This window comes from Gilliamella sp. B2889, assembly GCF_026536885.1.
In the GTDB taxonomy this organism is placed as follows: Bacteria; Pseudomonadota; Gammaproteobacteria; order Enterobacterales; family Orbaceae; genus Gilliamella; species Gilliamella apicola_E.
In genome coordinates this window covers 433,221-447,063 of sequence record NZ_JAFNNF010000001.1, presented here as the reverse complement: position 1 = coordinate 447,063, position 13,843 = coordinate 433,221, and the positions used below count along the sequence as shown (strand labels likewise).

At 35.1% G+C, this 13,843-nt stretch carries 12 protein-coding genes; 8 read left to right on the top strand and 4 right to left on the bottom strand.

The genetic code is table 11. The features are described 5' to 3' along the window. Window positions 1-86 precede the first annotated feature (86 nt). Entirely contained in the window at window positions 87-2,687 is a 2,601-nt protein-coding gene (locus tag J3U09_RS02085) for an autotransporter outer membrane beta-barrel domain-containing protein (protein WP_267356930.1), read from the top strand. 200 nt (window positions 2,688-2,887) lie between these two features. Here the strand turns inward: J3U09_RS02085 and J3U09_RS02080 are convergent, their stop codons facing one another. Next, window positions 2,888-4,279, bottom strand: a complete 1,392-nt coding sequence (locus J3U09_RS02080) for an MATE family efflux transporter (RefSeq protein WP_267356929.1) — start codon at window positions 4,277-4,279, stop codon at window positions 2,888-2,890. 177 nt (window positions 4,280-4,456) lie between these two features. Here J3U09_RS02080 and yejK point away from each other — a divergent pair, with 177 nt between their 5' ends. The 4 genes from yejK to J3U09_RS02060 are packed head-to-tail and all read left to right on the top strand — an operon-like array spanning window position 4,457 to window position 7,912. Further along, on the top strand, window positions 4,457-5,455 hold the full coding sequence (yejK, locus tag J3U09_RS02075) for a nucleoid-associated protein YejK (protein WP_267356927.1): 999 nt from the start codon (window positions 4,457-4,459) through the stop codon (window positions 5,453-5,455). Between the two features lie 9 nt (window positions 5,456-5,464). Then, entirely contained in the window at window positions 5,465-6,307 is an 843-nt protein-coding gene (nfo, locus tag J3U09_RS02070; protein WP_065561737.1) for a deoxyribonuclease IV, read from the top strand. Next, window positions 6,304-7,308: a hypothetical protein gene (locus J3U09_RS02065; RefSeq protein ID WP_267356925.1), complete on the top strand. Its 1,005-nt coding sequence runs from the start codon at window positions 6,304-6,306 to the stop codon at window positions 7,306-7,308. Before nfo ends, J3U09_RS02065 begins: the two co-directional genes overlap by 4 nt. 46 nt (window positions 7,309-7,354) lie before the next feature. Beyond that, on the top strand, window positions 7,355-7,912 hold the full coding sequence (locus J3U09_RS02060) for a hypothetical protein (protein WP_267356923.1): 558 nt from the start codon (window positions 7,355-7,357) through the stop codon (window positions 7,910-7,912). A 26-nt stretch (window positions 7,913-7,938) separates the two neighbouring features. Here the strand turns inward: J3U09_RS02060 and yccS are convergent, their stop codons facing one another. Further along, window positions 7,939-10,029, bottom strand: a complete 2,091-nt coding sequence (gene yccS / locus J3U09_RS02055) for a YccS family putative transporter (RefSeq protein WP_267356921.1) — start codon at window positions 10,027-10,029, stop codon at window positions 7,939-7,941. Between the two features lie 335 nt (window positions 10,030-10,364). Here yccS and J3U09_RS02050 point away from each other — a divergent pair, with 335 nt between their 5' ends. From J3U09_RS02050 to hisM, 3 genes are read left to right on the top strand one after another with little or no spacing between them, the layout of a single operon-like run. Then, complete coding sequence (locus J3U09_RS02050) at window positions 10,365-11,147, top strand: lysine/arginine/ornithine ABC transporter substrate-binding protein (RefSeq protein ID WP_267356919.1); 783 nt, start codon at window positions 10,365-10,367, stop codon at window positions 11,145-11,147. A 3-nt stretch (window positions 11,148-11,150) separates the two neighbouring features. Further along, window positions 11,151-11,834, top strand: coding sequence for an ABC transporter permease (locus J3U09_RS02045; RefSeq protein ID WP_267356917.1), 684 nt, complete (start codon window positions 11,151-11,153; stop codon window positions 11,832-11,834). A gap of 12 nt (window positions 11,835-11,846) precedes the next feature. After that, window positions 11,847-12,566, top strand: coding sequence for a histidine ABC transporter permease HisM (gene hisM / locus J3U09_RS02040; RefSeq protein WP_267342768.1), 720 nt, complete (start codon window positions 11,847-11,849; stop codon window positions 12,564-12,566). A gap of 78 nt (window positions 12,567-12,644) precedes the next feature. On the opposite strand, the gene J3U09_RS02035 is transcribed toward hisM, so the two are convergent. Next, window positions 12,645-13,025 carry a hypothetical protein gene (locus J3U09_RS02035; RefSeq protein ID WP_065561730.1) on the bottom strand — a complete coding sequence of 127 codons (381 nt, stop codon included), beginning with the start codon at window positions 13,023-13,025 and terminating at the stop codon, window positions 12,645-12,647. A gap of 51 nt (window positions 13,026-13,076) precedes the next feature. Beyond that, window positions 13,077-13,703 (bottom strand): transcriptional repressor LexA, encoded by a 627-nt coding sequence (gene lexA / locus J3U09_RS02030; RefSeq protein WP_065734520.1) that lies wholly within the window; start codon window positions 13,701-13,703, stop codon window positions 13,077-13,079. Window positions 13,704-13,843 lie beyond the last annotated feature (140 nt).

Below are 13,843 nucleotides of genomic sequence, written 5' to 3'. Positions count from 1 at the left end.
TCGTTTATTTCGATCAATAATGTTTAAGACATCGCTAATTAATTATTAGCAATGTTTAATTGTTGTAAAATAAGGAAAATTAACAAATGAACAAAATTTACAAAGTTTTAAAAAATAGTAAAGGAATAAGCTTGGCGGTTTCAGAACTAGCCAAGGGAAGAGGGAAAAAAACGAAATCAATATTAATTAGCGCTACTGTAGCCAGTGCTTTATCTGTATTAATGGCAGGTAATGCATCTGCGGTTCGAGTTAATATAGATACAAATCAAACTATCAAAGGAGATAACACAGGAACAATAGCGAGTGGCCAAGACACTAAAGATGAATATTTTATTGGTCAAAATGGACATTTAACAATCAGTGATAATGGTAAGTTATCAATGGGCCGAATCATGGTGGGACATGTTGATGGAAGCACTGGCCAATTAACACTTGATAACGGTCATCTAATTAATACTTTTGGCGATCCTTATTTTGGTGCTGAAGGTAACGCGAATGTTCTTATTACCAATGGTGGTACTTTTACTAATGCTGGTTGGGCGGTACTGCGCGTGGCTTCTGGTGTTAATTCAAATGTAAATCTAACTGTAACCGGTAAAGGTAGTGAGTTAAATCAAGTTAAATCACAAGATATGAGTATTGCTTCTAATGGTAACGCAGTGGTTAACGTATTAGATGGCGGTGTTATCAATTCTACTAGAGGTACATTTGTTGGTCATGAAAACGGCAAGGGTATTATTAATATTAGTGGAAAAGGTTCAGCTTTTAATACAGGTGGTATGAGAGTTGGAGCGCTTTCTGCGGATAAAACTGGCTATGGTGAAATCAATATAACTAATGGCGGAGCCATGAATGTTTCTGATGGTGACTGGGGTCTATACAACAAGTTAGCAATCAGAAATGGTAAAGTATTAGTTGACGGTAAAGATTCTAAATTGAATGTTATGACTGAACTTGTTGTTAATCAAGGCGGTAATCATTCTTCAAGTTTAACCGTTTCAAATGATGCTGTGGTTAAAACTCAAAAAGGTGACCAATCAGGTGAAGATTTAGGTATAACAATTGATAAGAATGGTGTCGTCAATATCGGTGGAGAAGCTGGAAAAGCAGCTGAAAAAGCCGGTATTATTGATACATCAAAAGTTGGATTAAACGATGGTGGTAAATTAAATATTAATCATACTAACACCGATTACGATATAACATGGGATATAGCTGGAAAAGGTGATGTGAATGTAACTTCTGGTGATAACTTAATTAGTGGGCATCACTCTTATGACGGAAAAACTAATATAACTGGCGGGTCATGGACTGCAAAAGGTGAAAATGTCTTTAGTCCTAACTCTGATTACAATATTGGTAAAGATGGTTCACTTAATTTAAATGATCATAACCAAACCATTGGAAGTGTTGTTAATGGGGGTACTATTGACTTAGGTAAAAACTCACCTGATACCACACTAACAGTCAATGGCGATTACCACGGAGATAACGGTAAACTAAATATTTATATGGATACCGAAAATGGTAAGACAGATAAAATGGTTGTCACTGGTAATATCACTGGTACAACTAACATCGATATAAATGAAATTGGTAATGGTAAAGCTAATAACGGAACCATTAATGTTATTGAGGTTGGTGGTACAGATGGCGGTAAATGGAATGTAGTCGAAAAAGCTGACAGTGAATTTGATTACACCATTGGACGAGATAAAGATGGTAAATTAACTATTGAATATACCAATGTTTTATCAAGTGTAACTAATTCTCCAGTCGTTGCTTCTATATTTGGTAATCAGCTAGCTGCATTAAATATGTTCCGTCATAGTGCCCATGATCGAGATACTTCGATTTATGTTCCAGATTCTAATGTTTGGATGCGTTATAACTATGACCGAACCAAAACCGATTTGTTTAATGGCAAACAGTCATTAGACATGAAAACCTCAATGATCGAAATGGGTGTTGATGTATTAAGTTTAGACCAATTCAAAGCTGGGATTTATGGCGGATACGGTCACAGTACAATCGATACTAAACAAAAACATTCTCGCCGTAAAGGTGACGGTAGTGTTACAGGGTATAACTTAGGCGTATACGGTAATTGGAATGCACAAACCAATGGCGAAGGTCTTTTTGTTGATACTTGGGCACAATACAGTTGGTTCAAACACAAAACATCAGTTCATTTATCAAACATAAGAAACTATTCAAGTAAATATGATGGAGATGCGGTAAGTTTATCTGCTGAAGTAGGTTACGGAATGGTTATGCTTGAAGGAGATGAAAGAAATTGGTTACTTGAACCTCATGCTCAAGTTGGATATACCTGGTTAAACAGCGATAAATTCACTTTCGGTCGCGCAGGTGATGTGGATGACATCAATGCTGATGGTGCCCAATTACGCTTAGGTGCTCGTTACTATGGCCAAAGCACTAAATCAGGATTTGGTGTATTACCATTTATTGAAGCAAACTGGCTTTATGACTCTTCAGCACCTGAAGCTAAAGTAAAAGGTAAAAATGTTGAATCAAATTTAGGCAAAAACTTTGCTGAGGTTAAAGTGGGTGTGAACGGTAATTTCACAAATTCACTTAGTGGTTATGCTCAATTAGATACCAGATTTGGTTCTGATAAATATTCACATATAGGAGGACAACTAGGCATTAATTATTCATTCTAATAAATTTTAAAATAACTTCCTAAATAAGCAGCAGTACTAAATGTACTGCTTTTTATAGGTAAGTGTATCTTTATATTGACATAAAACAATTATCTTATTAGGAAATAGTAATTTTTTAACTGGTATTTTACTTTTATTGGATGCTTTTATTGTTTATAACCATATTATTATTTCCTATTTTATCCCATTTGCAAAAAGATCTACTGATTGAGTTTTGGTGAACAATCTCTATTTTTGATTGATCTAAAATAGCAATGAAGTACGACATAAGCCGTGCCAGTCGATAACAGATCCGCAGTTGGAGAGGCAGCCCAAACGCCATCTAAATCAAAGAATAATGGAAGAATATAAAGTGTTGGTAACAAGATTAAAATTTGTCTTGAAAGGCTTAACAAAATAGAAATTTTTGCCATACCAATACATTGGAAGAAACTGGTAGTTACCATTTGGAACCCAACAAACGCAAAAGAAAATGTAGTATAACGTAGTGCAATTGCAGATATTGCTACTAAATCAACATCAGAACTAAATGCTCTAACCAGCACATCAGGAATAAAACAACCTAGTACAAAACCAACGCTAGTAATGACGGTGGCAATTTTAACCGCATAAATAAACGTTTCCTTAACCCGAGCATAATTTTTGGAGCCGTAGTTATAACCAATAATGGGTTGCATACCTTGATTTATGCCAATAACAATCATAATAATTAGTGTAATTAATCGGTTAGCGTTAGAATAGCCGGCAATTGCATCATCACTTGAAACATGTGATATTGGTGCATAATGGGTTAACTGCCAGTTGATAAATACCACAACAACCGACGCAGCCACCTGCATGGCAAACGGTGACATACCAATCGATAAAATAGATTTAACATAAGTAAAATCGAGCTTGAAGTTGCGACGATATAATTTAATATTGCTGTTTTTGCTGATAAAGTGTTGCATTACAAACAAAAAGCTAATAAACATCGATAGCGTAGTTGCAAACGCTGCGCCACGCATTCCCCAACCTAAAGCAATAATGAAAATTGGTGCGAGAATAATATTAGCAATCACACTGATAAACATCGTTACCATGGCTTTGAAAGGATAACCACTGGCGCGCATCATGTTGTTGTAATTAAATGTTAGTGTGATAAAAATACTACCCGGTAAAAATACCTCTAAAAATTCCCGTGCATAAATATGATTAGTGGGGCTTGAACCGATAAAGTGTAAAACCGGATCAATAAAATAAAGTAATAATGCTAAAGTAATACCGCTAAGCACAGCAGTTAACATAAACGATGTGCCTGCTACTCTTTCGGCTTTATCAATCTCGCCTCGACCCAAAAATATCGAAATACGGCTTGCCGAACCAATACCGACCAACATACCAATGCCGGCAGCAAGATTCATCACAGGCAAAATAATACCAGCGCCACTTAACGCTTCGCGACCGATCCAATGACCAATAAAAATTCCATCAATAATATTGTAAAGCGTATTTACTGTTGTCCCAATAATTGATGGTAGCGCATATTGCCAAAATATTAGGCTAATTTTTTTATGTTTAAAATCATCATAAATATCGCGTGAGTTTGTCATTTTTATTCACATTGAAAAAAGTTAAAGTTGCTAAGAATTTTAGAATATACGTAAAAGTATAAAATTGACTTGAATAATCATAACTAGTTTAACAGAGATAAAAATTGATGATAGCACTTTTTTAGTGCTTTGATAAAATAGTCGATTATCAAATCGTCTAGCGTAATAGGAATTTTCATGAGTGTACAAATAGAAAACGTTGTTTTACATAAATTAATAAGAAAAAGCGATACGGAAATCGAATTACAACTTCGTGACTCATTACTGAACAATGAACAAGCGGTAACCAACTTGATTGAAGATATAAACCGCGTTTATAACAACAAAAGTAAAGCTTATGGACTATTTAATAGTGAAAGCCTTTTTGAACAGTCGCTTAAAGAATTACGTTTAGGTAATCAAGACTTCCTTAATTTTAGTCAAGAATCTACCAAACAATTACGTAATGAACTGGCCAAATATCCATTTGCTGAAGGTGGCACCGTTATTTTTTGCCATTATCGATATCTAGCTGTTGAGTACCTTATTATTGCTGTATTAAATAGCTGTTTAAGTATGTTAGTCAACGAACAACTCAATATATCAGAAACCCAGTATTTAGATATTGACCATGCCGATATCATTGCTCGCATAGATATAACCGAATGGGAAACGGCTCCTGACTCAAAACGTTACCTAACTTTCCTAAAAGGACGAGTAGGGCGTAAGGTTTCAGACTTCTTTATGGATTATTTAGGTGCGAGTGAAGGATTAGATGCTAAAGCGCAAAATAAAACACTTGTTAAAGCGGTTGATGACTATTGCCAAGAAATGCAATTTGACAACAAGAATAATGCCCGTGAAAATGTTTATAATTATTGCCAAGCGCAATTACTAGCAGGTGAAGAGATTGAACTGAAAAATCTTGCTAACGAATTGCCAGCGACTGACGAGAATAATTTTATGGAATTTGTCAAAAATAGTGAATATGATCTGGAGGACACTTTTCCCGTTGATCGTAGTGCACTACGCCAACTTAAAAAATTCTCCGGTAGTGGTGGTGGATTAACCTTAAGCTTTGATTCTGATCTATTAGGCGAACGAATCAAATGGGACCCGCAAACTGACTCACTTGTGATTAAAGGTGTTCCACCTAATTTACGTGACCAACTTCAACGAAACAGTGGCTCAAACTAGGAAAAAATTATGAAATATATTGGTGCTCATGTGAGTGCTTCTGGTGGTGTCGATAATGCTCCAATTAATGCTTATCAAATTGGTGCAACGGCTTTTGCTTTATTTACTAAAAATCAACGCCAGTGGCATGCAAAACCGCTTGAATCAGCAGTGATTGATAGTTTCAAAAAACGCTGTGAACGATATGGATTTACTAGTAAACAAATCCTACCGCATGATAGTTACCTTATCAATTTAGGTAGCCCTGATAGTGAGCAACTCGATAAATCCCGAACAGCTTTTTTAGACGAAATGCAACGCTGTGAACAGCTAGGGTTAACTTTACTCAACTTTCATCCTGGTAGTCATCTACAAAAAATTTCGGTGGATGAGTGTTTGGCGCGTATTTCCGAATCGATAAATATCACTTTAGATAAAACTAAAAATGTTGTTGCAGTGATAGAAAACACCGCAGGGCAAGGGTCTAATCTCGGTTATAAATTTGAACATCTTGCACAAATCATCGATAAAATAGAAGATAAAAGTCGTGTTGGTGTCTGTATTGATACCTGTCATGCCTTTGCTGCCGGTTATGACTTACGTACTGAAAAAGCCTGCAAAGAGACTTTTGACGAATTTGAAAAAATTGTTGGCTTTAAATACTTACGAGGTATGCACTTAAACGATGCTAAAAGTGAATTGGCAAGCCATGTTGATCGTCATGATAGCTTAGGCAAAGGAACCATCGGCGAAACGGCATTTAAATTTATCATGCAAGACTCGCGAATCGATGAAATCCCTCTCATCCTCGAAACTGTCGATCCGGATCTTTGGAAACAAGAAATAGCGTGGTTAAAAGAGCAGGAAAAATGAAAATAATAAAAATAAAGTTATTAATATTATTATTACTGAGTTGTTTTGTAAATGCTAACGAGGAAATACAAAATCATTCAGATAACACTATAAAAGACTTAGATATTTTTATCGTTGAGAAAAAAGACAACCCCATTTTCTATTTTACTTCAGTATCAGAAAAAATTAATTTTAACTCATATGATGAAAATGGAAATACTCGAATCGTTCCACACTTAATTCCAGATGAAATAGGTAATTATAAGAAAGATAGCTATAAATTAACAAAAATCTATCGACAACGTTTTTTGAAAGAAGCTGGAATATCTGAAGACGATAATTTCTATCTTTATGATTACGAACATAATCGACTATTTACTTACCCTATTCGCAAATTAGAAGCTTTTGCAATCATAAATATTTATAGTATCGGTAAAGCACCACATCATGATGAGAAGAGTTATCAATTTGGTTTTAAACTGAACCTTAAGCAATTACCCAACTTAAACCCTAAAAATACATTTGTTTATATCGGTAAGGAAAGTCCGTTTGCTATGCAACAACTAACGCGACTAGACTGGCAAAAAATTGACAATCAAGATTTTCCAAACGTCTCGAAAAATAACGATACACCTGTTCAAAATAGCATTACTCAAAGCTATTTAGCTCAATTAAATGAATTAAATTACTATCTTCAAGATGAAATAATTAAGCATGACAACTTTATTGGGACCTATCATAGGAAATTGGTAATAGCTGATAATGAAAAAAACATTTTTACTTATTTTGAATATTCCCATACTGAAAGTTCAAGGATTGGAAGTCTAACTGACAAAGATTTTAATGAAATGAATAAAGACAAATGGACTGGCAAATTGTTTAAAAATCAACCTTTAGTGGCATTTGGATTTGAATCAATGATATTTCCGTATTCATATATTTATTATATTGATCCATTATATACATTTAAACGTTTAGATATAAAATCTGATTATCGACAGGAAGATCATAGATCAAGATAAAATTCAGATTAATTTTGTGGATATGTACTTAAGGAGTAGGTAAACAATGAAAAAAATACTAATTGTATCTATTATTTCTTTAATAAGCTTTGGTGCTTATTCTCAAACATCAGTGCATCCAAAAACAGTGAATCATTCACCATCAACTGAAAAAGTAAATCTTCATCAACTAACGTTTATTGATTATATAGAAGATAAAAAGCGATTTGCATTCGTTTCTGTGACAGATGATTTACTTGCTCATGGCGATAAATCAATTGAGGCTTTCTTTTTGATACCAGATGAAGAACGAACTCACTCAGATCCTGTCAATGCACAATATTCAAAACCCTATTATTCAATTGACGGCAGATACCACGACATTTTTCTTGGCAAAATAGGTTTACCAAATTCGTCAATATTTATTTATGACAAAGCCACTAAGCAATCAGTATCATTTGATATTAAAGATCTCAAAATATCAGCGGTGATTAAACCGAATCAAAACCAAGGTCCATATTTCGAATCAGATTATTTATATGGTTTTGAAATTGATGCAGATAAAGTTAACAACTTCGAACAACCCTTAGTCTACATTGGTGAACAAAACCCATTTATTCAATAACGAAGTTAAATTAATAAGCATGGTGATCAATTAGTTTTTTCTTCAATTGAGGTAATTAAATCGATGATTTCCGGAAGAATATCCAAAATCAAAGCTAACTGTTGCATGACCAGCAAATCATTATCTTTATCATCATCGGACACAATCTCAAGATGATCATCCACCATTTTCTTTAAAGGAAGATATTCAGAGTCGATCTTCTTATTGCTCAAAATGGTAATAATATAAAGCGAAACATCATCAAATAGTTCAAGCGTGTGGGGCGAGATGTTTTTATCACGATGCGCCCCTAAGGTTGACAAGTAACTGATAAATGTATGATTAAGTGTTAATAATCGGAAACCTTGCTCAATCAGATCGGGTTTTACATGAGGCTCTTTGGTCATTAAGCTGATAAGTGAAGATAAATCGGCGTTACTATCATGTGCAGCTCGCCGTGCAACACGGTATTTAGGATCATTAGTTTTACCTGATACGTATTGACTACCAATTAGCGCCAAATAGTGACTATCATCATGGCAGACCCGATCAAGTAATTTAGGTAAGTTTCTAAACTTCCAATCAGGCCAGATAAAACTGACCGCAAACCATGCAATAAAGCATCCAATTAACGTTGCTATAATACGTGATATTGCCACCGAAATACTACTTTCACCGATCAAGCTAAAACTAAAAAATACTAATAAAGTAATGAAAGCAGTCGCATAGGCATATTGCGAATTCTTAAATAGAAAAAATAACCAGCCGGTCAAAATAATCAACACTAATTGTGCTTCAATACTTGGAAATAAATAGGTTAACGGAATCCCGATGATGATCCCTAAAATTGTCCCGATTACTCGCAATTTTAAGCGGTATTTAGTGGTGGAATAGTTAGGTTGGCAAACAAATAAACTGGTTAAAATAATCCAATAGCCATGTGAAAGATGAGAGAAGAAAATCACCATATAACCCACAAAAAGCACTAGACTCATACGAATAGCATGACGAAATAATGATGATTTCAAAGTTAAATTTTGCTTAATTCGTGAAAATATATCATGAAAGCGAGTTAGTTCCTCATCAATCAACTGATTATCTTCTTGTATTTTAGATAAGTGTTGCTCGGTATCAATATTGGCCAATAATAAATCGATGGCTTGCAAATTTTGATAGAGATTTTGCAACGATTTAATAAATAACATATTGGCATTAGGATGCTGTTGATATTGTATGATTGCCTCTTCTAAATAAGCAAAATAACGAGCAAACAGCGGATCATGGTGATAAGTTTGATTTAATTTAATCGATACCGCTAATTTGGCACAAGCCTTAGCTTGTAAATTCAAAATTCTTGCAAAACGAAATAACAGATCGCTATGCTTAAAGTGTTCACTGAGCGCTTGATAATCACCATGAGACGAACTTGCTCGTTCGTGAATATCTTGAGCAACAAAATAATAACTAAGCATCTTTCTAATATAAGATTGTCCACGAAAGCCTTTTAAACGATTAAATAGCGAACGCTTGGTATCATTAAACGCATTAATCACTTGAGTGTTGCATTCTGTTAATTCAAGCGTTTGTCGTCTAAAGCCATCAGTTTCATCAGGATCAAACATCGCTGCTTTGGCATCAAGATAAAGTGATAATTTCAAGAAGCAATTTGCTAATGTCTGTTGAGTTGTACGAATCGGTTGTACTATAGATTCAATTAATGAAACAATGTTATACCAAAGTGCACCCAATAGTAGAAAGCAAGGCAGAGTATAGTTATCATCAAACAGATTGTGGCCCAGCATGGTATACGCAGCAATCAATAACGAACCAAAAGCAATCACGCCATATCGTTGTCCAAGCGTACCAAGCATAATAAACATAAACGTCGAGCTAACTAATCCAACAATAAATAACAAAGGAAAATTAAACAACAACTCGACCGAAAACGTTGCAATCGCAAAACAAACTAACGTAAGTAAAATATTAATACAGCGACTGAGCAACCGGGTATCAATCTCTGTCAGGCCTGCGGCAACCACGCCTAAAGTGAGTGGAATCACCAACGAAACTGAACCAAAATACCAAGGCACGAGCGTAGAGCCAGTTAAACTAACCAGCATACGAATACTAAATAGCAAATTACTGCTATAAAAAACTTTACGCAAAGATAAGATAAAAGAATGCACGTTATTTAGTGTTTGAAATGAGTTAACATCATAATGCAAAGCATACTATATAATTAGCGAAAGTAAATTTATTAATATCAAATCAGACTTAAAAGTATTGAATGGCATACTTTTTAAGCCAAAAAAAGTTGAGGAACGGGGCTTTTGAGGCCTAAAAATTCGCCTTTTAACAATGTTAATTATAACTTTTACTCAATTTTCACCCTCATGTTGATAATTTTTTTTTATTATTAATTCATTTAATAACACGCTATATTATGCGTTCAAAAATTTTATAGGATTAAATCATGAAGCGTCTATTTAAAATTGCCTCGGTAGCGATGTTGTTAAGTTGTGCTTGGACAATTCAAGCCAAAGTGCCTGAATCGATTAAAATTGGGTCGGATACATCCTACGCACCGTTTGATTTTATTGATAAAAATGGTGAAATCAGTGGCTTTAATATCGAAATCACCAAAGCACTTTGTGAAAAAGCCAAGATCAAATGTGAGTTTCAAACTACTGATTTTGATGCGTTAATTCCCTCTTTATTGTCACGCAAAATCGACATGATATCCTCTTCATTGATGATGACGGAAAAACGTAAAAAACAGATAGCTTTTTCCGACGAAATTTTTATTACTAATTCTCGCTTAATCGCAAAAAAAGGCTCTGATTTGTTACCAACCATTGAGTCATTAAAAGGTAAGCGAGTTGGCGTTGAGCAGGGGACTTCTCAAGAGCATTTTGCTAATGATAAGTGGCGCCCAAATGGTGTAGTGATTGTGCCATATCAAAATCAGTTACAAGTATTTTCGGATTTAGCAGCGGGGCGTTTAGATGCGGCATTGCAAGATGAGGTTACTGGTAGCTACGCCTTTTTAAAACAGCCTCAAGGTAAAGACTTTGCGTTCGCTGGTGATGTGCTTAGTGATAAAGGCTATTTTGATGTTGGTGTTGGGCTAGGATTCCGTAAAAAGGATGATGAGCTACGTGAAGCATTTAATAAAGCCCTTATCGAAATTTTAAATGACGGCACCTATAAAAAAATTAATGATAAATATTTTGATTTTAGCGTTTATAAAAAATAGGTTATGCAAGGTTATAGCTCATTAATATTACAAGGGGCACTAATTACAATTGAATTAGCGATTTGTTCGCTAATTCTTGCCGTAATGATTGGGGTAGTTTGTGCTCTTGGCAAATTATCCCAAAAGCCGATTTTGCAACTACTTTGTCAGGCTTATACCTCATTAATTCGCGGTGTGCCTGATTTAGTTTTGATGATGCTGATCTTTTTCGGTTTGCAATTTTTGTTAAACAGCATTACTGATTTTTTTGAAGCTGATATGATCGAAATCAATCCTTTTGTGGCAGGTATTATAACCTTAGGATTTATCTACGGTGCTTATTTTACCGAAACCTTCCGCGGTGCTTTTCAATCGGTTCCCAAAACATTAATTGATGCTGCTACTGCATTAGGCTTAAATAAGCGTCAAGTTTTTATCTATGTACGATTTCCTTTGATGATGCGTTATGCTCTTCCCGGAGTTGCTAATAATTGGTTAGTCATTTTAAAAGCCACGGCACTTGTATCATTATTAGGATTGTTCGATCTAGTAAAAGCAACCAAAACCGCTGGCGAGGCAACCTATCAACCGCTATTTTTTGCCTTACTAGCCGGAGCGTTTTATCTATTTTTTACTTCTATATCTAATGTTGTTTTATGGTGGCTTGAGAAACATTATTCCGCCGGAATCACTAAAGCAAAATTATAATCGAGCCATATTATGTTAGAAATCATTCAAGATTACTGGAAAGCTCTATTATGGTCGGATGGCTACCATATTACAGGTCTGGCAATGACGCTTTGGATCTTGATTTTGTCTGTGTCATTAGGTGGGATTTTAGCATTAGTGTTAGCGGTGGGGCGAAATGCTAACCATATCTTCATTAAATGGCCGATTTGTTTGTTTACTTATGTTTTTCGTGGTACGCCACTTTATGTGCAGTTATTGATTATCTATACCGGCATATATACATTGAGTTTTGTTAGCGAACATAAGTATTTAAGTGACTTTTTCCAAAGTGGATTAAATTGTACTATTTTAGCTTTTACACTCAATACTTGCGCGTACACTACTGAGGTTTTTGCTGGTGCGATTCGTAATGTACCAAGTGGTGAAATTCAGGCCGCTACCGCACTTGGTTTTAATCGCTGGCAATTGTATCGCTATATTATTTTACCAAGAGCTTTTCGAATTGCATTGCCTGCTTATAGCAATGAAGTGATTTTTATGTTGCACTCAACCGCATTAGCTTTTACTGTGACGGTTCAAGATGTGATGAAGATAGCCCGTGATATTTATGCTGAAACCTATCAACCTTTTCATGCCTTTGGGATTGCAGCGGTGATCTATTTGTGTGTGAGTTTTGTTCTGATTTTTGGCTTTAAACAACTCGAAAAACATTGCTTAGCTTACATGCGGGTTAATGAAAAAGTGGTATAAATAAAGTCAATCAAATAGAATTTTACCAAATAAAAAACAGGCAACGTTTTGCATTGCCTGTTTTTAGAATCAACCCATTTAATTGATGATTAAATCATCAGCAGGTACTCCGTCACCATGACTATCACCACCATCTTTGGCACCAGGTAGTGCTCGAGTACGGTCAATTGGCAGAAAGTTACCATTAGATGTTTCGATTTGACACTCACTCCAAAAGATAGAGTATTTGGTGTTAGCGTGCATACTTTCACCACGGAAATAACATTTTGCAGCGCTGTATAAATCATTTCGACAAATGAGTGCTATTAGTAGCCAAACACAAGCAATACCAATCGAAATCCATTTTAAATTGTGCCACAAAAAAGACCAAAACCCTTGTTTACGAATACGACAGTAAGCGAAGACTAATAATATAACGCCAACAAATCCTAAAAATTCATATACCCAAAATAACCACATATTGTTATCTCCTAAGCAACAATTATTGGATATTTTATACTAACTTTAAGATTACATCCATGAACCATTACGAATAATACCAACTGCGATACCTTCAATGGCAAAATTTTGTTGCTCTAAATCAACATCGATTGGCGCAAATTCAGGATTTTCCGCTAGAAGTTTTACATGTCTTCCTTTTTGCGATAATCGTTTTACGGTGACCTCATCATCAATGCGAGCAACAACCACTTGGCCGTTTTTTACATCTTGAGTTTTGTGAACGGCAAGTAAATCACCATCTAAAATACCAATATCCTTCATTGACATGCCTTGAACTCTTAATAAAAAGTCAGCTTGTGGTTTGAATAATGCTGGTGACATTTGATAATGGCTTTCGATATGTTCTTGTGCCAAAATTGGTGAGCCAGCGGCTACTTTACCAATTAAAGGGATGCCTTCAAAGTCGGATGCGTCATCAGGTTGTTCAAGTAATAAACGAATTCCGCGAGATGATCCAGCAATCATCTCAATTGCCCCTTTTTTAGCTAATGCTTTTAAATGTTCTTCAGCTGCATTGGCGGATCGAAATCCTAATTTTTGGGCAATTTCGGCTCGAGTGGGTGGCATACCTGTAGTTTGGATGTTTTCTTTAATTAAATCATAAATTTGTTGCTGGCGTTCAGTTAATGGTCTCATGGTATATTCCTGTTTTTATATACAGATACATGTAATTATATACAGCTATACGAACAAAACAACTGTTTTATCTAATTTTTTTGATATTGGACATTAAAAAATCCACAAAAAGTATTATTCTTGATCTAAATCACAAAATA

Coding starts and splice junctions, on each gene's coding strand:
- J3U09_RS02085 (WP_267356930.1), top strand. CDS start 87: ATGAACAAAATTTACAAAGTTTTAAAAAATAGTAAAGGAATAAGCTTG.
- J3U09_RS02080 (WP_267356929.1), bottom strand. CDS start 4,279: ATGACAAACTCACGCGATATTTATGATGATTTTAAACATAAAAAAATT.
- yejK (WP_267356927.1), top strand. CDS start 4,457: ATGAGTGTACAAATAGAAAACGTTGTTTTACATAAATTAATAAGAAAA.
- nfo (WP_065561737.1), top strand. CDS start 5,465: ATGAAATATATTGGTGCTCATGTGAGTGCTTCTGGTGGTGTCGATAAT.
- J3U09_RS02065 (WP_267356925.1), top strand. CDS start 6,304: ATGAAAATAATAAAAATAAAGTTATTAATATTATTATTACTGAGTTGT.
- J3U09_RS02060 (WP_267356923.1), top strand. CDS start 7,355: ATGAAAAAAATACTAATTGTATCTATTATTTCTTTAATAAGCTTTGGT.
- J3U09_RS02050 (WP_267356919.1), top strand. CDS start 10,365: ATGAAGCGTCTATTTAAAATTGCCTCGGTAGCGATGTTGTTAAGTTGT.
- J3U09_RS02045 (WP_267356917.1), top strand. CDS start 11,151: ATGCAAGGTTATAGCTCATTAATATTACAAGGGGCACTAATTACAATT.
- hisM (WP_267342768.1), top strand. CDS start 11,847: ATGTTAGAAATCATTCAAGATTACTGGAAAGCTCTATTATGGTCGGAT.
- J3U09_RS02035 (WP_065561730.1), bottom strand. CDS start 13,025: ATGTGGTTATTTTGGGTATATGAATTTTTAGGATTTGTTGGCGTTATA.
- lexA (WP_065734520.1), bottom strand. CDS start 13,703: ATGAGACCATTAACTGAACGCCAGCAACAAATTTATGATTTAATTAAA.